Origin of the sequence: Sphingobium sp. TB-6, from assembly GCF_012927365.1 — a bacterium.
Classification (GTDB): Bacteria; Pseudomonadota; Alphaproteobacteria; order Sphingomonadales; family Sphingomonadaceae; genus Sphingobium.
Genome location: NZ_JABBGL010000010.1, coordinates 72,028 through 96,148 on the forward strand (window position 1 = coordinate 72,028; position 24,121 = coordinate 96,148).

General features: G+C 64.8%; 26 protein-coding genes. 10 read left to right on the forward strand and 16 right to left on the reverse strand.

Features of this window, described 5'->3' with window-relative positions; all coding sequences use genetic code 11:
• Nucleotides 1–6 precede the first annotated feature (6 nt).
• Together HHL26_RS14975 and HHL26_RS14980 are read right to left on the reverse strand one after the other, a co-directional pair.
• The gene (locus HHL26_RS14975) at nt 7–804 is read right to left on the reverse strand and encodes a nucleotidyltransferase family protein (protein ID WP_066559441.1); all 798 of its coding nucleotides are present in this window, start codon (nt 802–804) and stop codon (nt 7–9) included.
• Between the two features lie 36 nt (nt 805–840).
• Nucleotides 841–2,382, reverse strand: a complete 1,542-nt coding sequence (locus HHL26_RS14980) for a M23 family metallopeptidase (RefSeq protein WP_066559443.1) — start codon at nt 2,380–2,382, stop codon at nt 841–843.
• A gap of 206 nt (nt 2,383–2,588) precedes the next feature.
• On the opposite strand from HHL26_RS14980, the gene HHL26_RS14985 reads away from it, so the two are divergent.
• The 4 genes from HHL26_RS14985 (at nt 2,589) to HHL26_RS15000 (ending at nt 6,783) form a co-directional block, all read left to right on the forward strand.
• Nucleotides 2,589–5,237 carry a helicase-related protein gene (locus HHL26_RS14985; RefSeq protein WP_066559445.1) on the forward strand — a complete coding sequence of 883 codons (2,649 nt, stop codon included), beginning with the start codon at nt 2,589–2,591 and terminating at the stop codon, nt 5,235–5,237.
• The gene (locus HHL26_RS14990; RefSeq protein ID WP_066559447.1) at nt 5,230–5,526 is read left to right on the forward strand and encodes an RNA-binding S4 domain-containing protein; all 297 of its coding nucleotides are present in this window, start codon (nt 5,230–5,232) and stop codon (nt 5,524–5,526) included. The genes HHL26_RS14985 and HHL26_RS14990 overlap by 8 nt, the downstream gene beginning before the upstream one ends.
• Before the next feature lie 113 nt (nt 5,527–5,639).
• Complete coding sequence (gene fdxA / locus HHL26_RS14995) at nt 5,640–5,978, forward strand: ferredoxin FdxA (RefSeq protein ID WP_066559458.1); 339 nt, start codon at nt 5,640–5,642, stop codon at nt 5,976–5,978.
• A 277-nt stretch (nt 5,979–6,255) separates the two neighbouring features.
• Nucleotides 6,256–6,783 carry a CarD family transcriptional regulator gene (locus tag HHL26_RS15000; protein ID WP_066559459.1) on the forward strand — a complete coding sequence of 176 codons (528 nt, stop codon included), beginning with the start codon at nt 6,256–6,258 and terminating at the stop codon, nt 6,781–6,783.
• A 208-nt stretch (nt 6,784–6,991) separates the two neighbouring features.
• Here the strand turns inward: HHL26_RS15000 and HHL26_RS15005 are convergent, their stop codons facing one another.
• On the reverse strand, nt 6,992–7,234 hold the full coding sequence (locus tag HHL26_RS15005; RefSeq protein ID WP_066559460.1) for a hypothetical protein: 243 nt from the start codon (nt 7,232–7,234) through the stop codon (nt 6,992–6,994).
• A 69-nt stretch (nt 7,235–7,303) separates the two neighbouring features.
• Complete coding sequence (locus HHL26_RS15010) at nt 7,304–7,771, reverse strand: hypothetical protein (protein WP_066559462.1); 468 nt, start codon at nt 7,769–7,771, stop codon at nt 7,304–7,306.
• Nucleotides 7,772–7,897: 126 nt separating this feature from the next.
• Between HHL26_RS15010 and betI the strand changes: the two genes are divergently transcribed.
• The 4 genes from betI to HHL26_RS15030 all read left to right on the forward strand — a co-directional run bounded on the left by betI (nt 7,898) and on the right by HHL26_RS15030 (nt 11,674).
• On the forward strand, nt 7,898–8,548 hold the full coding sequence (gene betI / locus HHL26_RS15015; protein ID WP_066559464.1) for a transcriptional regulator BetI: 651 nt from the start codon (nt 7,898–7,900) through the stop codon (nt 8,546–8,548).
• 118 nt (nt 8,549–8,666) lie between these two features.
• The gene (gene ahpC, locus HHL26_RS15020) at nt 8,667–9,230 is read left to right on the forward strand and encodes an alkyl hydroperoxide reductase subunit C (RefSeq protein ID WP_066559466.1); all 564 of its coding nucleotides are present in this window, start codon (nt 8,667–8,669) and stop codon (nt 9,228–9,230) included.
• A gap of 391 nt (nt 9,231–9,621) precedes the next feature.
• Nucleotides 9,622–11,214 carry an alkyl hydroperoxide reductase subunit F gene (ahpF, locus tag HHL26_RS15025; RefSeq protein ID WP_066561913.1) on the forward strand — a complete coding sequence of 531 codons (1,593 nt, stop codon included), beginning with the start codon at nt 9,622–9,624 and terminating at the stop codon, nt 11,212–11,214.
• A gap of 160 nt (nt 11,215–11,374) precedes the next feature.
• Nucleotides 11,375–11,674 carry a hypothetical protein gene (locus tag HHL26_RS15030; protein WP_066559469.1) on the forward strand — a complete coding sequence of 100 codons (300 nt, stop codon included), beginning with the start codon at nt 11,375–11,377 and terminating at the stop codon, nt 11,672–11,674.
• 12 nt (nt 11,675–11,686) lie between these two features.
• Here the strand turns inward: HHL26_RS15030 and HHL26_RS15035 are convergent, their stop codons facing one another.
• The 5 genes from HHL26_RS15035 to glmM all read right to left on the reverse strand — a co-directional run bounded on the left by HHL26_RS15035 (nt 11,687) and on the right by glmM (nt 15,308).
• A complete protein-coding gene (locus HHL26_RS15035) occupies nt 11,687–12,298 on the reverse strand; it encodes a L,D-transpeptidase family protein (protein WP_197672808.1) in 612 nt (203 codons plus the stop codon).
• Nucleotides 12,299–12,393: 95 nt separating this feature from the next.
• Nucleotides 12,394–12,993 carry a ribonuclease HII gene (locus HHL26_RS15040; RefSeq protein ID WP_066559472.1) on the reverse strand — a complete coding sequence of 200 codons (600 nt, stop codon included), beginning with the start codon at nt 12,991–12,993 and terminating at the stop codon, nt 12,394–12,396.
• Complete coding sequence (thiD, locus tag HHL26_RS15045; protein ID WP_066559474.1) at nt 12,986–13,747, reverse strand: bifunctional hydroxymethylpyrimidine kinase/phosphomethylpyrimidine kinase; 762 nt, start codon at nt 13,745–13,747, stop codon at nt 12,986–12,988. The genes HHL26_RS15040 and thiD overlap by 8 nt, the downstream gene beginning before the upstream one ends.
• Complete coding sequence (locus tag HHL26_RS15050) at nt 13,744–13,968, reverse strand: DUF1272 domain-containing protein (RefSeq protein ID WP_066559476.1); 225 nt, start codon at nt 13,966–13,968, stop codon at nt 13,744–13,746. The genes thiD and HHL26_RS15050 overlap by 4 nt, the downstream gene beginning before the upstream one ends.
• Nucleotides 13,968–15,308 (reverse strand): phosphoglucosamine mutase, encoded by a 1,341-nt coding sequence (gene glmM, locus HHL26_RS15055; RefSeq protein ID WP_066559478.1) that lies wholly within the window; start codon nt 15,306–15,308, stop codon nt 13,968–13,970. The genes HHL26_RS15050 and glmM overlap by 1 nt, the downstream gene beginning before the upstream one ends.
• 91 nt (nt 15,309–15,399) lie before the next feature.
• Between glmM and HHL26_RS15060 the strand changes: the two genes are divergently transcribed.
• Entirely contained in the window at nt 15,400–16,773 is a 1,374-nt protein-coding gene (locus HHL26_RS15060; RefSeq protein WP_066559480.1) for an amino acid carrier protein, read from the forward strand.
• Here the strand turns inward: HHL26_RS15060 and HHL26_RS15065 are convergent.
• The 6 genes from HHL26_RS15065 to HHL26_RS15090 form a co-directional block, all read right to left on the reverse strand.
• The gene (locus HHL26_RS15065; protein WP_066559483.1) at nt 16,770–18,092 is read right to left on the reverse strand and encodes an aminopeptidase P family protein; all 1,323 of its coding nucleotides are present in this window, start codon (nt 18,090–18,092) and stop codon (nt 16,770–16,772) included. The two genes, HHL26_RS15060 and HHL26_RS15065, sit on opposite strands and share 4 nt — an antisense overlap.
• Before the next feature lie 127 nt (nt 18,093–18,219).
• On the reverse strand, nt 18,220–18,402 hold the full coding sequence (locus HHL26_RS15070) for a general stress protein CsbD (RefSeq protein ID WP_066559486.1): 183 nt from the start codon (nt 18,400–18,402) through the stop codon (nt 18,220–18,222).
• Nucleotides 18,403–18,727: 325 nt separating this feature from the next.
• A complete protein-coding gene (gene rpsI / locus HHL26_RS15075) occupies nt 18,728–19,270 on the reverse strand; it encodes a 30S ribosomal protein S9 (protein WP_082748646.1) in 543 nt (180 codons plus the stop codon).
• On the reverse strand, nt 19,270–19,749 hold the full coding sequence (rplM, locus tag HHL26_RS15080) for a 50S ribosomal protein L13 (RefSeq protein ID WP_082748648.1): 480 nt from the start codon (nt 19,747–19,749) through the stop codon (nt 19,270–19,272). Before rplM ends, rpsI begins: the two co-directional genes overlap by 1 nt.
• 131 nt (nt 19,750–19,880) lie before the next feature.
• Nucleotides 19,881–20,201 carry a divalent-cation tolerance protein CutA gene (cutA, locus tag HHL26_RS15085; RefSeq protein WP_066559489.1) on the reverse strand — a complete coding sequence of 107 codons (321 nt, stop codon included), beginning with the start codon at nt 20,199–20,201 and terminating at the stop codon, nt 19,881–19,883.
• Complete coding sequence (locus tag HHL26_RS15090) at nt 20,198–21,244, reverse strand: COX15/CtaA family protein (protein WP_066559492.1); 1,047 nt, start codon at nt 21,242–21,244, stop codon at nt 20,198–20,200. The genes cutA and HHL26_RS15090 overlap by 4 nt, the downstream gene beginning before the upstream one ends.
• 120 nt (nt 21,245–21,364) lie before the next feature.
• On the opposite strand from HHL26_RS15090, the gene HHL26_RS15095 reads away from it, so the two are divergent.
• Nucleotides 21,365–23,437 (forward strand): PAS domain-containing protein, encoded by a 2,073-nt coding sequence (locus tag HHL26_RS15095; protein WP_066559494.1) that lies wholly within the window; start codon nt 21,365–21,367, stop codon nt 23,435–23,437.
• Nucleotides 23,438–23,450: 13 nt separating this feature from the next.
• On the opposite strand, the gene HHL26_RS15100 is transcribed toward HHL26_RS15095, so the two are convergent.
• Nucleotides 23,451–24,080 carry a 2-dehydro-3-deoxy-6-phosphogalactonate aldolase gene (locus HHL26_RS15100; protein ID WP_066559496.1) on the reverse strand — a complete coding sequence of 210 codons (630 nt, stop codon included), beginning with the start codon at nt 24,078–24,080 and terminating at the stop codon, nt 23,451–23,453.
• Nucleotides 24,081–24,121 lie beyond the last annotated feature (41 nt).

Genomic DNA, 24,121 nt, shown 5'->3' on the forward strand with positions numbered 1-24,121 from the left:
TCGCTTCTATATCGCGGCCCCCGCCAAAATCTCTTCGATCAGCACAACATCATCCGGCTTGTCCGCATCGATACAGGCCTCCGCCTGCTCCATCGCCACCAGCCGCGCCACCAGCCCAAAGCGCCGCCCCACCCGCGCAATCCCGCCCCGCAAGCTCGAAATCCTGAGCACCGCCCCCAGCAAAGCCAAAGGCCCGAAGGCGGACAATATCTTCCACCCCTTCTTGCGGTCCTGCTCAACCTCTTGCCAAAGCGCGATCACCGGCCGGGCCTTGCCACTCCCGAACCAGAAGATATTCGCCCCCGACCACCAGCCGTCGCGGAACTTCAGCCAGGTCCGCCGCGATCCCGGATAGCGCGCCAGCAAGGTCGCCCGCTCCACCATCGCCACGGCAATGTCGGCGCCATCAGCCTCCCGCACCATCTGGTCGAGCATCGCTGCATCCAGCAGCACATGATCCGCCGTCGTCATCAGCAGCGGAAAGGGCAAATCCGCCCGGTCCAACAACGCCATCAGCGAGGATGCAATCCCGCCCCCACTCGTTTCGAACCGCACCTTGGGATGCGCCGCCAGCCAGGCGGTAGTCGGATCGCCAGCAAACAGCTCCGGCGCCTGCGTCAGCACGATCACGCGCCCGATCACCGGATGCGCCAGCAAGGCCCGCGCCGGATGGTTGATCATCGGCTCGCCCGCTACGGGCGCCAGCGGCTTCACCGCCACCCCCGCCGCCACAGCCAAGGGATCGGGAACAGGCCGCGCCCCGGCCAGCAATATTGCAGTGATGTCAGAAGCCGGTGCGATCATGACCGCCCGTTAGCGGAGCCTGTTTCCCACGAAAAGCTATTTCCCGGAAGCCGCCGGTCCCGCACTCTGGGCTTGCTGCTTTTGGGCCACCTGCACGGGCAATCCCACGCGCAGGCTCTTCAACTGCACCAGCCGCGCCCGGAAAGCCGCCAACTCCCGCCCAGCCAATTGCGACGTGGTCGTAAAGCGAACCGACAGCGGATTGATCGTCTGCCCGTTGCGATACAGTTCATAATGCAGATGCGGCCCGGTCGACAGGCCGGAGGAGCCGACATAGCCGATCACCTGCCCCTGCCGCACGCGCTGCCCCGGCGCGGCCGCGATCCGGCTCATATGCGCATAGCCGGTGGCAAGGCCACTGCCATGCTCCAGCCGCACATAATTGCCATGTCCGCCATGCCGCCCGGCATAGGACACCACGCCGTCGGTCGCCGCATAGATGGGCGATCCATAGGCCGCCGCGAAATCGATCCCCGCATGCATTCGGGTATAGCCCAATATCGGGTGCCGCCGCATGCCGAAGCTGGACGACATGCGCCCCGCGACCGGCGCGGACAGCACACCCCGCCGCTGGCCCACGCCCGACGCCTCGAACCATTGGGTCCGCCCGTCGCTATTCCATTTCAGCATGTCGATGCCGCGCCCGCTGGCCCGGTGCAGTCCGGCGAACAACAGGTCGCCCACCTCGACATCGCCGGTATCCGCCCGCCGATATTCGGTGACCATATCATAGCGGTCGCCCGCCGAGATCGATCCCAGATCGATCTGCTGCGCCACCACGCGCAGGAAGCTCTGGATCGCCTTGGGCGGCGCCCCCGCGGCCCGCGCCGAATGGTACAGGCTCTCGCCCACGACGCCCTGGATGCGCAGCGGCGTATCGTCGACATGGATCGCGGTCCGCTGCACCTGCAACACCCCGCCAGCCCGCGAAATCTCTATCCCCAGGTCCAGCCGCGCCCGGAATGCCAGCTTGTCCAGCGGCCGGGGCACATCCCGGCTCGCCCGGCGACCGAGCACGATGTCCAGCGGCGTCCCCGGCTTCATGCCCGCGCCGACATCGCCGGCGACAAGGCTCATCACCGTCGCTACATCGCCCCCGCTCACCCCGGCCCGCGCCAGCGCCCGGCCCAGCGAATCGCTTCCGCCGATCTGCGCGCGCAGCTCGATCTGCGGCCGCTCCGGCGTCTCGCGCAGCGGCTGCACGGCGTCGGTCGGTCCCATGCGCCGCCCGCTGTCGGCGCCCATGGCGAGCGGCATGATCATCTGGCTGCGCACTTCGTCGAATTGCCGGGACGCCATCAAAGGCTGCGGCTCGCCCGGCAGCGCATGGAAACCCGGCGACAGATAAAGCGCCGCCGCGCACAGTCCGAAACAGGTCGCAAGTCCCCGGAACCAGGTGAAACTTCCCACCCGCTGGCCAAGGTCGGGAACCAGCTCCACATCCTCCGCCCAGTCGCGCAGCTTTTCGCGCCAATCGCGCGAATCCTCGACCGGCGCCCCATTGCGGATGGAGTCAGTCAGCCACAGGGACGCAGAGGCGCCCCCCTGTTGGGCATTGATCTGACTGCCATGAAACACGGTAAAACAAGCCCCCGGGGCAATATACGCCACGACCCCCGCCGCGCGTTCATCCGCAATTCTGTGAAGGCATAAGGTTAAAGTCAAATAAAGACGGCTATTTTAACCCTTTTTCTGCGCCCGGACGAGCCACATGGCGGACCGGCGGACCAATTTGGGGCATCGCACCGCTTTGCCAGGCCTTTGCCCTTGCCCTTCCTCCCGCCATGCCCGACATAGCAGGGGTCATGGCCCTATTTGCCCGCTCGCCCATCACCGCCGTGTTGGGCCCTACCAACACCGGCAAGACCCACCTCGCCGTCGAACGCATGTGCGGCCATTCCTCCGGGATGATGGGCTTTCCGCTCCGCCTTCTGGCGCGCGAAGTCTATGACCGGGTGGTCGGGATGAAGGGCGCCAGCCAAGTCGCTCTCATCACGGGCGAGGAAAAGATCGTGCCGCCGAACGCGCGCTATTTCCTCTGCACGGCGGAATCCATGCCGGTCGACAGAGATTACGCCTTCGTCGCCCTGGACGAAGCCCAACTCGGCGCCGACCCGGAGCGCGGCCATGTCTTCACCGACCGGCTGTTGCGCGCCCGGGGTCGCGAGGAAACGATGATCCTCGGTTCCGCCAGCATCAGCCGCGTCGTCAAATCCCTCGTCCCCGATGCGGAGATCATCGGCCGCCCTCGATTCTCGACGCTCAGCTACGCAGGCGCGAAAAAGCTCTCCCGCCTGCCCAAGCGCTCCGCCATCGTCGCCTTCTCCGCCGAAGAGGTCTACGCCGTGGCCGAAATGCTCCGCCGCTTCCGGGGCGGAGCGGCGGTGGTGATGGGCGCGCTTTCCCCCCGCACGCGCAACGCGCAGGTGCAGATGTTCCTGAACGGAGAGGTCGACTATCTGGTCGCCACCGACGCGATCGGCATGGGGTTGAACCTGGACGTCGCCCATGTCGCCTTCGCCTCGCTGCGCAAGTTCGACGGCCGCCGCACGCGCCGCCTCACCGTCGCGGAAATGGCGCAGATCGCAGGCCGCGCGGGCCGCCACCACAAAGACGGCACCTTCGGCAGCCTGGGTCATGAAGAGGGCGACGCCGCCTTCACCCCCGAAGAAATCGAGACCATCGAAGCCCACCGCTTCCCGCCGGTCGAGCAACTTTTCTGGCGCGGCGGCACCCCGCGCACCGACCGGCTCGACCATCTGATCTTCGATCTGGAAGAGAAACCCGAACGCCCCGAACTGCGCGCCGCGCCCGAGGCTGTCGACCTTGCCGTCCTCAAACGCCTAGCCGACGACCCGCTGGTAATCGAGCGCGCCAAGGGCCAGAAGCAGGTCGAACGTCTCTGGGCCGCCTGCGGCCTGCCCGATTTCCAGAAGCTGGGGGCGGAACATCATGCCCGCACGGTCAGCCGCATCTGGCGCTTCCTCTCGGAAGGGAGCGGCCACATTCCTCGCGACTGGTTCGCCCAGCAGATCGCGCGACTCGATTCGGTTCAGGGCGACATCGACACGCTATCGGGCCGGATCGCCGCGGCGCGCACCTGGTCCTATATCGCCCATCGCGCCGACTGGCTCGCCCATCCGGCTGAAATGGCCGAACGCACGCGTACGCTTGAAGAAAAACTCTCGGATGCGCTCCACGCCGCGCTGATGCAGCGTTTCGTGGACCGCCGCACCACGGTTCTGCTAAGGGATATCGGCCAGAGCGTGGACAATCTGCCCGTCGAAATAGAGCCGGACGGGACAGTCTGCGTCGATGGCGAGACGATCGGGCGACTTGACGGATTTCGTTTCTCGGTCGATCCCGCTACCCGGCATCAGGACAGGAAGATGCTGTTGGCGGCCGCTGAACGGCGCCTTGGAAGGATATTGCGAGTGAAGGCTGACGAATTGCTGAGCGCACCCGATACTGATTTCGCGCTCATGGACGAAGCAGGACAAGCCCCCGGCATAAGCTGGAAGGGGGACGCGGTGGCCACGCTGCATGGCGGCCCCGCGCTGCTGACCCCGGAAATCCGGCTGGATCGCGCGCTTCTGGCGCTGGGCCAGGATGTGCAGAAGCTCGTTCTCGCCCGCCTCACCACCTGGTTCGACGCGCAGAAGGAAAAGCACCTCCTGCCGCTGACCAAGATGGTCGCCAGCTCCTCCGACCCCGAAGTCCCCGCCGTCGTCCGCGCCGTCTTCGCCCAGCTTGCCGATGCGGGCGGCGTGATCGCGCGCACCGATCTCGATTCGGCGCTCGGCCATCTCGACAAGGATCAGCGCCATTTGCTGCGCCGCGCCGGCATCGATATCGGCGTGCTCGACATCTATCATCCCGGCCTGCTCAAGCCCGGCGCCGCCCGCTGGCGCGCCGCTTTGCTGGCGGCCCGCATCGCCAAGCCCTGCCTGCCTCTACCCGGTCCCGGCCTCACCCTGATCCCCGCCGGCGAAAAGCCCGAGCAGATGGGCGCCCGCATCGCCGGTTTCCGTGGCTTTGGCGAACAGATGCTGCGCATCGACATGGCCGAACGCATGGCCCGCACCGCACATGAAGCCATCGCCAAGAACGAGGCCTTCACCGCGCAAAGCCCGCAGATCGTCTCGCTGGGCCTGTCGGAAGAGGCCTTCCTGCAATTGATGCGCCTCGCCGGCTTCCGCCCCGTGGAAGCGCCCGAGGAGGGCGGCCCCAACTGGGTCTTCCGCGGCCGGCAAAAGCCCCGCCCGCACCAGCAGCACCAGCGCAGCGACAAGCGCGCCGCTCCATCGCAGGGCAAGTCCCAGGGTAAGACACGCGGCGACCGGGCGCCCCGTCCCGCCGCCTCATCCGGCCCTGCGCCCACTGGCAACCACGCTTTTGCGGGTCTTGCCGAATTGCTGGGCCGTAATGGCTGACGCGGGCATGGTGTCGGTCCACGGACCAAGCCTGCGCATCGACAAATTCCTCTGGTTCGCGCGCCTCGCGAAGAGTCGCTCGGTCGCCCAGAAAATGGCGGAGGAAGGCCATATCCGCCTGAATGGCCGCCGCATCGACCGCTCGCACGCCCCGGTGCGGGCGGGTGACCTCATCACCTTCCCCCACCCCAGCGGCGTGCGAGTGGTTAGGGTGACCCAGCTCCCCGATCGCCGAGGCCCGGCACCGGAGGCGCAGGCCTGCTATGAAGAACTGACCGTAGGCGCCTGAAGCCGCAGAAGCTTAAGCCCAACAATCACCCCGCCAACAATATCCTCATTGACCTTCGCCGCGACCGCGCATAGCAGGGCGCCCAATTGTCCTAATTCCAAGAGTGCTGACCCATGACCTACGTCGTGACCGATAACTGCATCCGCTGCAAATATATGGATTGCGTCGAGGTTTGCCCCGTGGATTGTTTCTACGAGGGCGAGAATATGCTGGTCATCAACCCCAATGAGTGCATCGACTGCGGCGTGTGCGAGCCTGAGTGCCCTGCCGAAGCGATCCTACCCGATACCGAAAACGGCCTGGAAAAATGGCTGGAGTTGAACACGAAATTCTCCGCCGAATGGCCGAACATCACCGTCAAGGGTGATGCCCCCGCCGACGCCGACGCGATGAAGGGCGTCGAAAACAAGCTGGCACAGTTCTTCTCGCCCGAGCCCGGCAGCGGAAGCTGATCTGCCGCGCCGCAGCGTCGACCGCGCGCGGTCCGGACATCCCCCAAACTAGCTGTTGCGTTTAATTTGCAAGGCCACTCCCGGATTTTGTGTCCGGGGGTGGCAATTTTGTTACGAATCTGCTAAATAGGGGCCAACAGGTGGACATGGTCGCGTCCGCTACGGAGACAAATGCCTGATGTATTGATGGTGGCGCCGCATCCCCCTCGGCTCGTGCATCTGTTCGCACTTGCAACGCGAACGCCACCGCTCCCCCTGTAATATGGAAAGGTTTCAAATGGCTGCCAAGGCGCTGTCCTTTGACGTAGGTGATTATGTTGTTTACCCCAAGCATGGCGTTGGCCGCGTCATAGAGCTGCAAAAGGAGCAGATTGCGGGCATGGAGCTGGAGCTCTATGTTCTCCGCTTCGAAAAGGAGCGCATGACGCTCCGCGTGCCCACGAACAAGGCCGAAGGCGTCGGCATGCGCAAGCTGTCCTCCAACAAGACGCTGGAGGAAGCGGTCGAAACGCTTAAGGGCAAGCCCAAGGTGAAGCGCACCATGTGGTCGCGCCGCGCTCAGGAATATGAAGCGAAGATTAATTCGGGCGACCTGGTGTCGATTGCCGAAGTGACCCGCGACCTGTTCCGCGCCGACGACCAGCCGGAACAGAGCTATTCCGAACGGCAGATCTTCGAGGCCGCCTCCAGCCGCCTCGCCCGCGAACTCGCGGCGATGGAGGAAACGGACGAGCCGAGCGCGCTCAAGAAAATCCTGCGCATCCTCAACGAAGCCGCACCCCGTTACGTGAAGGTGGAAAGCTGATCAAGCCGCGCTCGAGCCGACAACGGCAGGCGTAAAGAAAAGGGCGTCCCGATCGGGGCGCCCTTTTCCGTACATCCTGAGTTGGCGGCTTCCAGAACCATCCGCTTCTACGCAAGCGCCGGACCGAAGCAGACGGCTCAAGACACGGCGCAGATCGAAAGGCAGAACTGGGTTCCTGCCTCCGCAGGACCACCAAACAGGCGCAATCTTATTGCTGATCCTTTACGGCACCCGCCGCATCCTTGGCTGCGTCACCGACATCGCTTGCCGCCTGACCGACCTGCGTAGCGGCGCCTTCGACAGCGCTATCCTTGCGGGTTTGGCTGCTGATCAGGAAGAAGGCGGCGATCGCCACCACCACGACCAGCAAGAGAACGGCTACCATGGTGCCGCCGCCACCACGTTTTTCGATGACCGTGGTGGTCGTCGGACGCTCCTGATAATCCGCCATAGAAATCCTCCTCATCTTCACGCCACCCGGCAACATAATGCGCAAGCAAGCGGACGGGTTCCTGAGCCTTCAGCGGCAATAGCCCTCCCGCCCCGGCACCACGATCAGACAATCCTGCCTGCCCGCGAGATATTTGAACCCCGTCTCGGCGCCCGCGCCCGGCCGGATGCTGAGCTCCTGGCCGTCCCGCGCGAAGCGGATCGCCGCCCCTGCGGCCACACCGTCATAGCCACCCTGCCGGTCGAGATTGTCCCGGTTCGTGATGGCATAATGGCCTGGCCGGCCATCCGGCGAGGGCTGAATGTCCAGGAAAAGCCCCTCCGGCCCGTTCCACCGTCCCACCCAATCATCAGTGAGGCCCGCCGCTTCATTGGCGGCCACGCCGACCGCATCCGGCTCCTCGACCGCCTCGACATCCGGCGCCTGCGCGGCATTGTTCGTGACCGGCCCCTTGTCCACGCTCTTCGCGCAACCGGACATCAGCGCACCCGCCAGCATCAACGGCAGAAGCGCGCGGTTCAGATCAAGACGCCTCATTCATCTTTCCCCTTGCAATTGGCCTCATAAACGGCTGAACGCCGGTCTTCGATCCATTTTCCTGAATGGGGACGGAGCGCTTGCCAGCGGTTCCGGCAGGGAGCAGGATCATGGTGGGGAAAAGAAATGGAGCACAAGGTTGAAGGGCGCCCCGAACGGGCGCGTTTCGTTCGCGAAACCGCAGATGTCCGGCGGCAGGCTCTGATCGAGGCAACCGCGCGCTGCCTGGCCGAAAAGGGCGTGGGCGGCACCTCCGTCCGGGCGATCTGCGCCTATGCGGGCGTGTCCGCAGGCCTGCTGACTCATTATTTCGACGGCGTGGACGCCCTGATCCTGGCGACCTATCGCGATGTCGGGGAACAGGTCGCCGCCGCGATGGAACGCGCGGTGGCGGAGGCTGGAGCCGATCCCCGCGCCCGGCTCTGGGCCTATTTGCGGTCCAATTTCCAGCCGCCGGTACTGGATCCCAATCTGCTTGCGACCTGGATTTCCTTCTGGAGCCTCAACAAGACCAATCCGAAAATCGCCGCCACCCATGCCGAAACCTATGGCGGCGGGCGCGAACGCATGGAGGTGCTGCTGCGGGAGGCCGCGCCGCAAATTCCCCGCCCGGACGCGCGCATCGCCGCCATCGGCCTTACTGCGATGATCGATGGCCTCTGGCTGGAACTGTGCCTCGATTCGTCCACCTTCACCATCGAGGAAGCGTTGGGCATGATCGAGGAAGCGATGAATTACGTCCTGCACAAACCCAGAGGCGGTCCGATCGATCAATAAGACGGTCTGTGATCGCTTTTATCAATCGACTTGGCCAAGAAAACCAATTTCACGGCACCATGCGCATTCCCTACATGGGTCGGGCAACAGCAACTCCCTAAAAGGAACTGGAAAGCCCATGGCTCTTATCAACACGACCATCAAGCCGTTCACCGCCACCGCGTACAAGCAGGGCAAGTTCGTCGACGTCACCGACGCCGATGTGAAGGGCAAGTGGGCCGTCTTCTTCTTCTACCCCGCCGACTTCACCTTCGTCTGCCCGACGGAGCTGGAGGATCTGGCCGATATCTACCCGACGCTCCAGAAGCTGAACGTCGAGGTTTACTCGGTTTCGACCGACACGCATTTCAGCCACAAGGCCTGGCACGACACCTCGCCGGCGATCGGCAAGATCAACTATTTCATGCTGGGCGACCAGTCGGGCACCATCACCAACAATTTCGACGTGATGCGTCCGGGCGTCGGCCTGGCTGACCGCGCCACCTTCCTGGTCGATCCCGAAGGCGTGATCCAGTTCATGGAAATCACTTCGGAAGGCGTCGGCCGCAACGCGACCGAACTGCTCCGCAAGGTCAAGGCCGCGCAATATGTCGCCGCCAACCCTGGCGAAGTCTGCCCGGCCAAGTGGGAAGAAGGCGAAGCCACGCTGGCGCCCTCGCTCGACCTCGTCGGCAAGATCTAACGGCCTCGCCGACATTCCGCCCATGCGGGCCTGCGAAGCGCGATTTCCTGCGCTTCGGTGCTCACGGACCAGAAGTCCGCTGCGCTCCGATGCTCGGAAATCACGCTTCTCGGCTCCACCTGAACGAAATGTCGACAAGGCCTTAACTCTTGTCGGGCTGGGTCGAAGGCACCCTCCCCGGCCCGGCGGGAGCCATTATATGCAACGTGCTCCTGCGAAGGCAGGAGCCCAGAGCGTCAGGTCACGCGCCAAAGCCTGGGATCCTGCCTTCGCAGGAGCACGCCGCTCTCAATTTACAACCTCCGCAAACGCCGGGCCTTCGGATCGCACCGTCCCGGCGAAGGACAAGCCGCGTGCCCCGGATCGGCGCGCCCAACCCATGGAGACCAATATGTTGGACGCAAATCTCAAGGGCCAGCTCAAGGCCTATATGGCGAACATCACCCAGCCGATCGAGCTGGTGGCGTCGCTGGACGAAGGCGCGAAGAGCCGTGAACTCAAGACGCTGCTGGATGAGATCGCCGAACTGTCGGACAAGGTATCCATCACCACCGGCCCAAAAACCGATAGCACCAAGCGCGTCCCCAGCTTCATGATCCGCCGTACCGGCACGGACATCGGCGTGACCTTCGCCGGCCTGCCCATGGGCCATGAATTCACCTCGCTCGTCCTCGCCCTGCTGCAAGTCGGCGGCCACCCGTCCAAGGCGGCGCAGGAACTGCTCCAGCAGATCAAGGACATCGACGGTGACTTCGCCTTCGAAACCTATTTCTCGCTGTCCTGCCAGAACTGCCCCGATGTGGTGCAGGCGCTGAACCTGATGGCCGTCCTCAACCCCCGCATCAGCCACACCGCCATCGACGGCGCGCTATTCAAGGAAGAAGTCGACGCCCGCAAGGTCATGGCCGTCCCCACCGTCTTCCTGAACGGCGAACCCTTCGCCAGCGGCCGGATGGAACTGGAGCAGATCGTCGCGAAGATCGACAGCGGCGCGGCCACCCGCGCAGCGGAGAAGATCAAGGCGCAAGACCCGTTCGAAGTGCTGATCGTCGGTGGCGGTCCCGCTGGCGCTGCGGCGGCGATCTATGCGGCGCGCAAGGGCATCCGCACCGGCGTCGCGGCGGAGCGCTTCGGCGGTCAGGTGCTCGACACCATGGATATCGAGAATTTCATCTCGGTCAGCCGCACCGAAGGCCCCAAATTCGCCGCCGCGCTGGAAGCCCATGTGAAGGACTATGACGTCGAGATCATGAACCTGCAGAAGGCCGCCAAGCTGATCCCGGCCAAGACCGAAGGCGGCTATCATGAGGTCGTGCTGGGAAATGGCGCGTCCTTGAAGGGCAAGACCGTCATTCTCTCCACCGGCGCGCGCTGGCGGCAGATGGGCGTGCCCGGCGAAGACGAATATCGCAACAAGGGCGTGGCCTACTGCCCGCATTGCGACGGCCCGCTGTTCAAGGGCAAGCGCGTGGCGGTGATCGGCGGCGGCAATAGCGGCGTCGAGGCGGCCATCGACCTGGCCGGCATCGTCGCCCATGTGACTCTGATCGAGTATGACAGCCAGCTCCGCGCCGACGCCGTGCTCCAGCGCAAACTCGCCAGCCTGCCCAATGTCAGGATCATCACCTCGGCCCTCACGACCAAGGTGGACGGCAATGGCGAACGCGTCACCGGCCTCAGCTACAAGGATCGCAACAGCGGCACGGAGCATGATATCGAACTGGAAGGCATTTTCGTCCAGATCGGCCTCGTCCCGAACACCGAATGGCTGAAAGACACGATCGCCCTTTCCCCACGTGGCGAGATCGAGATCGACGCGCGCGGCGAAACCAGCCAGCCCGGCATCTTCGCGGCGGGCGACTGCACGACTGTGCCCTACAAGCAGATCGTGATCGCTTGCGGAGCGGGCTCGACGGCGGCGCTCTCCGCCTTCGATTACTTGATCCGCCTGCCAGCGGCGGAGGAGACCGCCGAAGCGGCCTGATCATCCGGGCCAAAGAATCGCGGGGCGGCGGATTCCACGGGAGGATCAGCCGCCCTTGCCTCATCCAAGCCACTCAAAAGACACGCGATTGTAAAGTTAATGTCTTTTTCACCATGATTCGCGATTCTGGGCGGCGTCAATTACGCAAGCAGGTATCGTCATGGCGCCATGTGCCTATCGCAATCCGGAATGGCTGTCAGCGGTCTACGCCATGGTCGACGATGTCTGCGCGCGGGATGGCGCCCCTCCGCCGGGGATGATCGGTGCCCTGACCCGCCTCATCGACAGCGCGCAAAGCGATCGCTCGGCGGACAATTTCCTTCCCCGTGCACAGGACATGCTGCTGGCCATCCACCGCCTGCGCGCCTCCCTCGCGCAATCCGATTCCCAGGCCAGCGCGATCCGCGGCGAGCTTCGCCTGATGTGCAACGACTGGATCAAGTCGGCCCGCTTCTGCTAACCCGAATTCCTCTTAACGCCGCATCAAGCGCAGCCGGAAAATCCCCGGATCGACCTCCAGCATCGGCGCGGCCGTCTCATCCCGCTGCGCCAGCACCACCGGCGCTTGCGGCGCGAAAGTCACGACGGCGCTTCCCGGATCGCCCACCACCAGCGCATCCACCATCAACACCGGACTCAATCGGTCCGAGGTCACACTGACCAGAGTCCCGACTTGCGTCATCCCGAACAGCTTGCGCGCAAAGGCATAAGGCAGCCTGATGCACCCATGGCTCGCCGGATGGCCGGGATTATGCCCCGCATGGAGCGCAATCCCGTCCCAGGTCAGCCGCTGCATGAAGGGCATGGGCGCGTTGGAATAGATGTTCGACCGATGCCATTCCCGCTTCTGCAGCACCGGAAACTCCCCGGTCGGCGTGCGATGCCCCTTCATGCCCGTCGACACGCTGGCAATCCCGACCAGCCGGTCGCCATCATAGACATGCACCATCTGTCGCTCGATGCTGATCACCATATAGAGCGGCCCGACGAACGGCCCCTCCTCCAGCCAGCGATAGCCCCCCGGCCCCACCGGCTCCTGCCCCGCCACGGGCACGGCGATCACGCACAGCAGCGGCAAAAGCATCCAGGTTAGAAAGGCGCGCATCAACACTTTCTTAACCACAAGACGCGCCAGCGCCAGCCCCTGATCGGCCCGCCCAGGTTCAGACTGGGACGATGCTACAGCAAGCTCAATTGCGCGACCGGCGCGAAGCTCCTGCGGTGCAGCGGCGTCGGCCCATGTTCGCGCAGCGCGGCCAGATGCTTGGCGCTGCCATAGCCCTTGTTGCTTTCCCAACCATAATGGGGATGCACCGCCGCCGCCTCGATCATCATCCGGTCGCGTGCTTCTTTCGCCAGGATGGAGGCCGCCGCGATCGACAGACATTTGGCGTCACCCTCGACCACCGCCGTCGATGCCCAGCGCCATTGCGGGCAGCGATTGCCGTCCACCAGCACATGCGCGCAATCCTGGGTCAACGCCTCGACCGCCCGCCTCATCGCCAGCATGGTCGCCCAGAGGATGTTGAGGCTGTCAATCTCCTCGACCGAAGCGACGCCCAGCCCCCAGCACAGCGCCCGCGCCTTGATCTCCCCCTCCAGCATGGCGCGCCGGGCAGCGCTCAACTGCTTGCTGTCGTTGAGACCTTGCGGGCAATCCTCCTGCCGCAGGATCACCGCCCCCGCCACGACCGGCCCGGCCAGCGGGCCGCGCCCTGCCTCGTCCACCCCGGCAACCAGTCCCGGATGATGCAGCAGTTCATGGGAAAAATCAGGCATGGTCGTGAAACCCGAAAGGCGCGCCCATCGGCCCATGTCCCTGCCCTAGTCCCGGTGCGAGAGCGAGCGCCTCCCGCACATATTTGCGCCCGCGTTCGATGGCGTCGACCAGATCCAGACCCTGCCCCAGCCCGGTCGCGATCGCGCTGGCCAGCGTGCAGCCGGTGCCATGGGTGTGCGGCGTATCGATTCGCGCATTGCTCCACGCCTTGAGAACGCCCTGTGGCCCGATCAGCCGGTCCGTCAGCATCGGCCCCTCGCCATGGCCGCCCTTGGCCAGCACATGGGTTGCAAAACGGATCGCGATCTCCTCCCCGCCCAGCGCTTCCAGCTCCGGGATATTGGGCGTGACCAGCGTGGCCAGCGCCATCAGCTTCTCAAAGGCGGCGACGGTCGCCTCGTTCGCCAGCGCGGAACCGCTGGTGGCCACCATGACCGGATCGAAGACGATCGGCACGCCCTCCAGCGCCGCCAGCCGCTCCGCCACAGCCACCGCCGTTTCCGCCGATCCGATCATGCCGATCTTCACCGCATCGACCCCGATATCGCTGATGACACTCTCCATCTGTTGGAGCACCATGTCGGTCGGGATCGGATGAACGCCCTGCACGCCCAGCGTATTCTGCGCGGTAATCGCGGTGATCGCTGTCATGGCATGGCCGCCGAGCAGCGTCACGGTGCGGATATCCGCCTGGACGCCCGCGCCCCCCCCGCTGTCGGACCCGGCAATGATGAGGATGCGCGCGGAAGTCATGCCTTGAAATGCCGCTCCGTCGAAGCCGGATGGCGTTTGAGCGCATCGCCGGTCCGGGTCGGCCGGTCCATCAATTCACCGCCGCAATTGGGACAACGATCGTCCAGCGCCTCAGCGCATGACGCGCAGAATGTGCATTCGAAGGAACAGATAAATGCCCCCGGTTCATCGGCGGGCAGGTCCGTCCCGCAACGCTCGCAATCGGGCCGCAATTCCAGCATCAGGCAGCCGCCTTCGCCACGGCGTCGCAGATGCGCTCGACCACGTCCTTGACCTGCTCCTCCCGGTCGCCCTCGGCCATCACGCGGATGACCGGCTCCGTGCCCGAAGGCCGGATCACCAGCCGCCCGCACCCGTTCAACTCCGCCTCGGCCTGGGCGATCGCCCGCTTCACATCCTCATGCTCCAGCGGCTTGCCACCGGAGAAGCGGACATTCTTGAGCAATTGCGGCACCGGATCGAACTGATGCAGCACTTCGCTCGCAGGCTTGCCCGATCGCACCAGCGCCGCCAGCACCTGCAACCCCGCCACGGTGCCGTCGCCGGTCGTCGCATAGTCGGAAAGGATCATATGCCCTGACTGCTCGCCACCGACGTTGAAACCGCCCTCGCGCATCCGCTCCAGCACATAGCGGTCGCCCACCTTGGTCCGCTCCAGCGCCATGCCCTGACCCACAAGGAAACGCTCCAGTCCCAGGTTCGACATCACCGTCGCCACCAGCCCGCCGCCGCGCAGCATCCCCGCCTTCGCGAAATTGCCTGCGATCAGCGCCATGATCTGGTCGCCGTCGACGATCGCGCCATGTTCGTCCACCACGATCAGCCGGTCGGCATCGCCATCCAGCGCAATGCCTATGTCCGCGCCCGCCGACACCACCGTTTCCTGCAACAGCAACGGCGCGGTCGATCCGCACTGGTCGTTGATATTGATGCCATTGGGCGTGACGCCGATCGCCACCACCTCTGCCCCCAATTCCCAGAGGGCCGAGGGCGCGACCTGATAAGCGGCCCCATTGGCGCAATCGACCACGATCTTGAGGCCATCCAGCCGAAGGTCGGCCGGAAAGCTGGATTTGACGGCATGGATATAGCGGCCCCGAGCGTCCTCCACGCGACGGGCGCGGCCGATTTCCTGCGACGCGGCAAGCGGAATATCTTGGCTTAGCATCGCCTCGATCTTCAGCTCATCCTCATCCGACAGCTTGTAGCCATCCGGCCCGAACAGCTTGATGCCATTGTCGAAATAGGGGTTGTGGCTGGCCGATATCATCACGCCCAGATCGGCGCGCATCGAATGGGCGAGCAGCGCCACCGCCGGAGTCGGGATCGGCCCGAACTGCACCACATCCATGCCGACGGCGGTGAAACCCGCGACCAGCGCATTTTCCACCATATAGCCCGACAGGCGCGTGTCCTTGCCGATGACGACGCGATGGCGATGCGTGCCGCGCTGGAAATGCTTGCCCGCCGCCATGCCGACCTTCATCGCCAGTTCGGCGGTCATCGGCCATTGGTTGGTGCGTCCGCGAATGCCGTCCGTGCCGAAATATTTTCTGCTCATAATCCCTGCCCGCCCATGCGGTTAAACCTCTCATCATTCCCATAGCAATCTTTGTTCGACTTTCCAGCAAGGAGCAGCCATCCCTTTGCAAATGGACGGATTCAATGCAGCGGTCGACGCCCTTTCCGGCGCGGTCTTCTTCAAGGTGCCGGTGCTGGGGACGCAGATCGAGCTGATCGTGCTCTATCTGGCGCTGCCGATGCTGTTCTTCACCGTCTGGCTGGGCTTTCCCAATCTGACCGCGGTCGGCAGGGCGCTGCGCATCCTCAAGACCCAGCCGCATGAGGGCGAGGCGAAGGGCGACGTCAGCCAATGGGGCGCGCTGTCGACGGCGCTGTCCGGCACGATCGGCCTGGGCAATATCGCGGGCGTGGCGGTGGCGCTGACGATGGGCGGGCCGGGCGCGATCCTCTGGATGTTCATCATCGGCTGGTTCGCCATGACGGTGAAGATGGCGGAGGTAACGCTGGGCCTCAAATATCGCACCTTCGACAGCCGGGGCCATGTGCATGGCGGGCCGATGTATGTGCTCAAAGCCGTGGGCGCGGCGCGGGGCTGGCCGAAGATCGGGCTGCTATTGGGCGGGTTCTACGCCTTTTTCGCGCTGTTCGGGGCAATCCCGATGGTGCAGGTCAACCAAAGCTTCGCGCAGGTGAAAGTGGTGACGGGCTTCAGCAATGGCTGGGCCTATGGCACGATCCTCGCGGGTGCGGTGGCACTGGTGACTTTGGGCGGCGCTGCCTGGCTGGGGGAAGTGGCGAAGAGGCTGACGCCGCTCAAGGTCGCGGTCTATATGATCGGCGTGGCGACGGTGCTGATCCTGCACGCCGCCGCCATTCCAGCCGCGCTGACGGAAATCTGGCAAGGCGCCTGGAACGGACAGGCCGCGACCGGCGGCGCCGTGGGCGCGTTCGTTTCGGGAATGCGGCGCGCGGTGTTCGCGAGCGAGGCAGGCGTGGGGTCGGCGGTCATGGCGCATAGCCTGGCGCGGGCGCGGCATCCGGTGTCCGAGGGGCTGGTCGCGCTGCTGGAGCCGTTGCTCGGCACGATGATCGTCTGCGCCTTGGGCGGGCTGGCGCTGGTGGTCGCGGGCACATGGAAATCGGGGCTGGAGGGCATTGCCATCACCTCCGCCGCCTTCGCGCAGGTGTCGCACTCCTTTCCATGGCTGCTGGCGGTGGTCGTGGTGCTGTTCGCTTATTCGACGCTGGTCGCCTGGGGCTTCTATGGCTTGCAGGCCTGGGGCTATCTGTTCGGCAACGGACCCAAGGCGCAGTGGAGCTACAAGATTCTCTACATCATCGCCCTACCCCCGGCGGCGGCCATCGATCTCGGCCGGGTGGTCGGCATTGTCGACAGCAGCTTCTTCCTGATGGCGATCCCCAATGTGATCGCACTCTACCTCTGCGCCGGGGAATTGCGGCGCGATGTGCGCAATTATCTGGCGACACCCGAGGAGGATTAACGCGCCATCGCCGTTTCGATTTCCTCGACGGTTCGGGGAATGCCTTCGCTCAGGCGCTGCGATCCGGTCGGCGTGATCAGATAGAGATCTTCGATCCGAATGCCATAATTGGCGGATTGGACATAAAGGCCCGGCTCCACGGTAATGACCGCGCCCGCCGGCAGCGGCTTGGACATGTCGCCCACGTCATGGACATCAAGGCCGACCAGATGACCAAGGCCATGGGTGAAATCATCGACCCGCCCGGCCTTGCGGAAGACATCTTTCGCGGCCTCCACCAGATCCTCATAATAGACCCCGGCCTTGAGCTTGGCCACGGCGGCGGCCTGAGCGGCGAGTACCAGTTCATAGGATGCGCGCTGTTCAGCACTAAACTTGCCGCTGGCGGGGAAGGTCCGCGTCACGTCGCAGGCATAGCCACCGACCGAAGCGGCCGCGTCGATCAGGATCAGGTCATTGGGTCCGATGACCCCGCTGCCGCCGGTATAATGCAGCGAAGCCGCGTTGCGCCCGGTGGCGACGATGCTGTCATAGGCCAACCCCTCTCCTCCCCCGGCGCGGAAAGCATCCTCCAATATGGCCTTGAGCTGCCTTTCGCTCATGCCGGGCCGCACTTGCTTCATCGCCGCGATATGGCCGCGCGCCGTTGCCGCCGTCGCCCTGCGCATCAGGTCGAGTTCGCGCGGTTCCTTGACGATGCGGAGCGAAGGCAGCAGGCCGCTCTCATCCTTGAGCGAAACGCCGGGCACGCGCTGCATCACCTTGCCGTAAAGCTCCAGCCCCTGGGGCACCGGCGCGGATGCGCTGACGATAGGGCCAAGGAAATGCAGCGTCTTGGACCGTTCGGCCAGGGTGGTGACGAGGCCTCCCAGACCGCTGGTGCGCGACACGCGGGCAAAGCCGGTGCGCCGCTCCAGTTCCGTGCCCAAAGGCAGGCGTTCGACCTCCCAACGCTCCGCCTCCGGATCGCGCGAGGGGAGCAGCAGCCATTCCTTGATCGTCCGCTCGGCGGGCGCCATGACGAGAATCGCGCCGGGTTCATCGACGATGCCGGTCAGCCAGGCAAAGTCCCCGTCCTGCACGAAGGGCGGCGCGACGGCGGCGGCAATTTCTACCGGCCCGGCGCCATAAACGACGGCGACACCGTCTTTCAGCAATTCCATGACGCGACGGCGGCGTTCGCGAAACACATCCGGGGTGAAAGGCGAAGTGCCCGCCGGGGTCGCGAAGCCCTGCGGCGGCAATGTCTGTGCGATGAGTCGCGTGGAAAGGACCAGCGATGCCGTGGCGCCCGCCAACATGGTCCGCCGATTATACATAGAGTTCTCCCTTGCTGCGCCAAACAGGAGCATGAAAGGAAGCGGGCGGCAAGGGGCGTATCAGGGTGATGATACAGTAAAGACCCCGCCAAAGGGCGAGGCCTTTCATGATGTCTGCGGCGGCGGGTCAGATCTTGTCGCCCAGGGCGCCTTTCACCGAACCCTTGATGTCCTGAACGGTGCCCTTGCCCTTCTGGGCCTGGCCTTCCGCCACCAGATCGGGATCGCGCCGGTTGCGGCCTACGGCTTCCTTGACGGCGCCTGCGGCCTTATTGCCTGCGGCCTTTGCCTTGTCGGTCAGTTCGCCCATGGAATGTCTCCTGTCAGTTGCTCTTGCAGGGTCAACCAATGGAGTTGGCGGAAGGTTGCCATCGGTGCGGATGCGAAATGGTGGCTTTGGGTAGATAGGAGACGGTCTGCTTCGCGCTGCTTTCCTTGAAGCGCATCGTGCTCCTGCGAAGGCAGGAGCCCAGTTCCTACGGTGCGATGATCCACAAGCGGCGGAACTGGGTTCCTGCCTTCGCAGGAACACATATCCACTCAATGGCAGCTAATGGCCGAAATCGGCCTTTTGCGCACAAAAAGAAAAGGGCCGGAAAACCGGCCCCTTCCCCAATTTCGTTCCGATCGAAAGATCAGCGCTTCGAGAACTGGAAGCTGCGGCGGGCCTTGGCCTTGCCGTACTTCTTACGCTCGACGGCGCGGCTGTCGCGGGTCAGGAAGCCTTCGGCCTTGACCGCGCTACGCAGCGCCGGCTCGTACTTCGACAGAGCCTGGGCGATACCGTGCTTGACCGCACCGGCCTGGCCCGACAGACCGCCGCCCTTGACGGTGGCGATCACGTCGTACTGACCTTCGCGCTCGGTGACGCCGAAGGGCTGGTTGATCACCAGACGCAGGGTCGGGCGGGCGAAATAGATTTCCTGATCGCGGCCGTTGACCGTGATCTTGCCGGTGCCGGGCTTCACCCAGACGCGAGCGACGGCGTCCTTACGACGGCCAGTCGCATAGGCGCGGCCGAGGCTGTCGATTTCCTGGGCGCGCAGCGGAGCCGAAGGCTGGACCGGAGCGATCGGCGCGTCAGCAGCGATGGGCGCTTCCGCAGCAGCGGTGGCGGGCGCCGGGGCGTTGGCGGTCAGCGACGCGAGGTCGGACAGGGACTGGCGGTTATCGGACATTATGCACCCACCTTGTTCTTGCGGTTGCGCGACGCGAAATCGAGCACTTCGGGGTTCTGCGCTTCGTGGGGATGCTCAGCGCCGGCGAAGATGCGCAGGTTGCGCATCTGCTGGCGGCCCAGCGGACCACGGGGGATCATGCGCTCGACGGCCTTTTCAAGCACGCGCTCGGGGAAACGGCCTTCCAGAATCTTCTGGGGGGTGGTTTCCTTGATGCCGCCGGCATAGCCAGTGTGCTTGTAATAGACCTTGTCAGTCAGCTTGCGGCCGGTGAACTTCACCTTGCCCGCATTGACGATGATGACATTGTCACCGCAATCGACATGGGGCGTGAAGCTCGTCTTGTGCTTGCCGCGCAGGATGTTCGCGACGGTCGAGGCGAGGCGGCCGACGACGAGGCCTTCCGCGTCGATCAAAATCCACTTCTTTTCGACCGTGGCCGGGGTTGCCGGCTTGGTGGTCTTCATCAGCGCCTTCATGGTGCCAATACTCCAGTTGAAATTAGTCACCGATCACCGTCACCGGCTTTCGGAAGATGCGCGCTAATGACGGGTGAGGCGCGCCAAGTCAAGAGATTCGGCGGGATTGCTGACGGGTAAAATAATACCTGTCATTTGGTGGACTGATCTCCCACCCACCGGGCGAAGGCGCTATCGGCCGCCTCCACCGGCAAAGCGAGGATCGCGGGAACCTCATAATCATGCAGTTCGGCAAGGCGCGCCATCAGCGCATCGCGGCGGGACGGCGCGGTCTTGAAGAGGACCGGCACCTCGGCCGCCTCCTCCATCGCGCCGTTCCATTCGTAGAAGGAGGTCGCCTCCCCCAGCAGGTTCGCGCAGGCCGCCAGCCGTTCCTCGACCAACTGGCGCGCGATGCGGGTCGCGGCCTCACGCGAGCCGAACAGCGTGTAGACGAGCGCGACGGCGCTCATCCCCGGCGTTCCCCAAGCGCATGGGCGCCCCAGGTGGCCGATGCGACCACCAGCGCGCCGACCGCCTGGTGCAGCACGGCCAGCGGCAACGCGATGCCGCTGATGACGGTGGCGATGCCAAGCGCGACCTGCGTGCCGACCGCCGCGTTGATCGCGATGGAGGGGCCGCGCTCCCCAGCCTGCTTGGCCATGCGGGCCAGCATGACCAGCATGAACGCAGCGACCCAGGCCCACCAGCGATGGATGAAATGCACCAGATAGGGATCGCTGGACAGCGTCGCCCAGAGCGAGCCGAGCCACTGGATTCCTTGCGGTACGAGATGGTCGTTCATCAGCGGCCAGGTGTTGGAAACATAGCCCGCATCCAGCCCCGCCGTGAACGCGCCGAACATCAACTGCACCAGCAGCGCCACCAGCGCGGCGATCGCGAAGGGGTGCAGCATCGCCGGTTTCGCAAAGGGCGTGCGCGAGCGCGTCAACAGGTCCAGCGCGGTCCAGATCAGCCCGCCCATGATGAACAGCGCCGTCAGCAGATGCACCGCCAGCCGGTAGTGGCTGACATCGGTTCGCACCGACAGGCCCGACTTCACCATCCACCAGCCGATCGCGCCCTGCAGACCGCCCAGCGCCAGCAGCGCAAGCAGGCGCGGTCCATAGCCCTGCGGGATCGCCCGCTTCCACGCGAACCAGAGCAGCGGCAAGGCGAAGGCCACGCCGATCAACCGCCCGAGCAGCCGGTGCACCCATTCCCAGAAGAAGATGAACTGGAAATCGCCCAGGGTCATGCCCTGCCGCAACTGCTGATATTCGGGAATCTGCTGATAATCGCGAAACGCCTCCATCCACTGGTCATGGGTCAGCGGCGGGATGGCGCCGGTAATCGGCTTCCATTGGGTGATCGACAGGCCGGATTCGGTCAGGCGTGTGATGCCGCCGACGACGACCATGCAAAAGACGAGGGCGGCGACCGTCAGCAACCAGCGCGCGATCGTCGCGGGGCGTGGGATGGCGACGGCGGGGCGGGTCAGGGTCAACGCGGTCATGGTGCCGATCCATGCTCGCTTGTCCGGCCGGTTGCAAGAACAACAGGAACCGGAGGACAAAAGGTCATAACGCCTTGTGCATCAACGGATACAAACCGTCGGACAGGCGTATCACGCCTCATGGGAAAGCTGATCGAGGATAAGATGAGCGGCACGCAGGGCATTGCGGGCATGATCGCCGCGCAGGGGTCTCTGGGCGCCTTGACCGCGCGCATCGACGCCGGGTCTCCGCTGGGTCCGGTGGAGGGATGGTCTCCGGCACTGGTGTCGACCGTCCGGCTGATGCTGTCGTCCAGGGCGGAGATCGTGCTGTTCTGGGGCTCCGATCTCTGCGCGCTCTACAATGAAGCCTATGCGCCCACCATCGGGGACAAGCATCCCCGCGTGCTGGGCCGTCCGGCGCGGGAGGGATGGTCGGAACTGTGGGACGATCTGGAACCGCTGCTGCGGTCGGTGGTCGAGGGCGGCGAGTCCGTGCACGCCAGGGACCGCCCCTTCTATATCGAGCGCGACGGTGGCCAGGGAGAACAGGTGTTTTTCGACATCAGCTACTCCCCGGTGTTCGAGGCGGACGGGTCGATCGGCGGCGCGCTCTGCATCGTCAGCGAGACGACCAGACGCGTGCTGGCCGAAAAGGAAGTGCGGGCCGACCGCGCCCGGCTGTGGGCACTGGCGCGCGATCCCTTTCTGGTCGCGGACAAGGACGGCGTGTGGATGGCCGCCAGCCCGGCCTGGACGGACATATTGGGCTGGAGCGAACAGGAACTGATCGGGCGCACGTCGGAATGGATGGAACATCCCGACGATCTGGAGAAGACGAAGGGCGAAATCGCAGGCCTGGCCAGGGGCATGCCGACGGTACGCTTCGAAAACCGGTTCCGGGCGAAGGACGGCAGCTATCGCAATTTCAGTTGGACGGCGGTGCCGGAAAACGACCTTGTCTATTGCGTCGCCCGCGACGTGACGGAGCAGCGCGCCCATGCCAGAGCCTTGGCGGAGGCGGAAGCGGCGCTGCGGCAGGCGCAGAAGATGGAGACGCTGGGCCAGCTTACCGGTGGGGTGGCGCATGACTTCAACAATCTGCTGCAGATCGTCACCGGCAATCTGGAACTGTTGCAGCGCGGGGTGGATAAGATCGGCGGCGAAGATCAGGCGCGGCTGCGCCGGGCGGCGGACAATGCGATGGGCGGCGCCGAGCGCGCCGCGCTGCTGACTCAGCGGCTGCTCGCTTTCTCCCGGCGCCAGCCGCTGGCGCCGGAGCGGATCGATCCCAACCGGCTGGTGAGCGGCATGTCCGACCTGCTCAATCGCACATTGGGCGAGACCATCGAGATCGAGACGATCCAGAGCGCCCGCGTGTGGCCGGTAGAGATCGACGTCAACCAGATGGAAATCGCGTTGCTCAACCTGGCGGTGAATGCCCGCGACGCCATGACGGACGGCGGCAAGCTGACCATCGAAGTCGCCAACACGCATATCGATGCGGACTATGCCGCGCAGGAAGCGGAGGTGTCGCCCGGTCAATATGTGCTGATCAGCATGTCCGATACCGGCGCGGGCATGGACGAGGAAATATTGAGCCACGCCATCGAACCCTTTTTCACCACCAAGGAGGTCGGGCGCGGAACGGGCCTGGGCCTGTCGATGGTCTATGGCTTCATCAAGCAGTCGGGCGGCCATTTCCGCGTCTATTCGGAGGCGGGGCACGGCACGACGGTGAAAATTTATCTGCCGCGTTTCTACGGGCTGCTGCCGGACAATGACACCGGCACGGTGGACCGCTGCGCGCCGGAATGTCCCGGCGACGAAACGGTATTGGTGTGCGAGGATGATGAGAAGGTGCGGGCCTATACCGTCGATGTGCTGAAGGAACTGGGCTATCGGGTGATCGAGGCGGCCGACGGTCCGGCCGCGTTGCAGGCGCTGGAGGGGCCTTCACAGCCGATCGACCTGCTGTTCACCGATGTCATCCTGCCCGGCGGGATGACCGGCGCGGACATAGCGCGCGAGGCGCAAACGCGTCGGCCGGGGCTGAGGGTGCTGTTCGCGACCGGCTATGCGCGCAATGCGATCTTCCATCATGGCCGGCTCGATCCGGGGGTGGAGTTGCTGACCAAGCCCTTCACCTATGCCGAGCTGGCCGCGAAGGTGCGGGATATGCTGGATCGTGCTGAAGTGCGGCATGCGGGGTGAGTCAGTATATGCGTTAGAGCGTCCGCCTCCACGCAGCGACCAGTTCCACCGCCCGTTCTCTGACCGCCGCGACGCTGTCGCCGGGACGATAGAGCGCTCCGCCGACACCGATCCCTTCGCAGCCAGCGGCCAGCCATTCCCCGATCGTGTCGGCGCCCGTGCCTCCGACCGCCCAGACGCCGACATGTTTGGGCAGCACGTCCTTCACCGCCTTCACATAGGCAGAGCCGAGGCGCGCGGCGGGGAAGAGCTTGATGCGGCGAGCGCCCGCCTTGATCGCAGCGAAGGCTTCGCTGGGCGTCATGAAGCCGGGAAGCAACTCCAGGCCCAGCTGCGCGCCTCGGGCAATGACCTGCGGGTCGGTGTTGGGCGTCACCATGATGCGGCCGCCTGCATCGTGCAGATTCTGGACCGCCTCGACCGACAGCACCGTGCCGCCGCCGATCAGTGCGCGGTCGCCAAATTCGGCCTGCATCGCGGCGATGCTCTTGAGCGGTTCGGGCGAATTGAAGGGGACTTCCAGGATGCGGATGCCTGCCTCGATCAGCGCGGCGCTCATGTCGAGCGCTTCTACGGGCTTCACGCCGCGCAGGATCGCGCAGATAGGAGGCGCGCCGACGGCAAGCAGGTCATCGAGGGTCATAGGCGGGGTCTCCGGTCAATGAGGCAGGTTGTGCGGTGTGT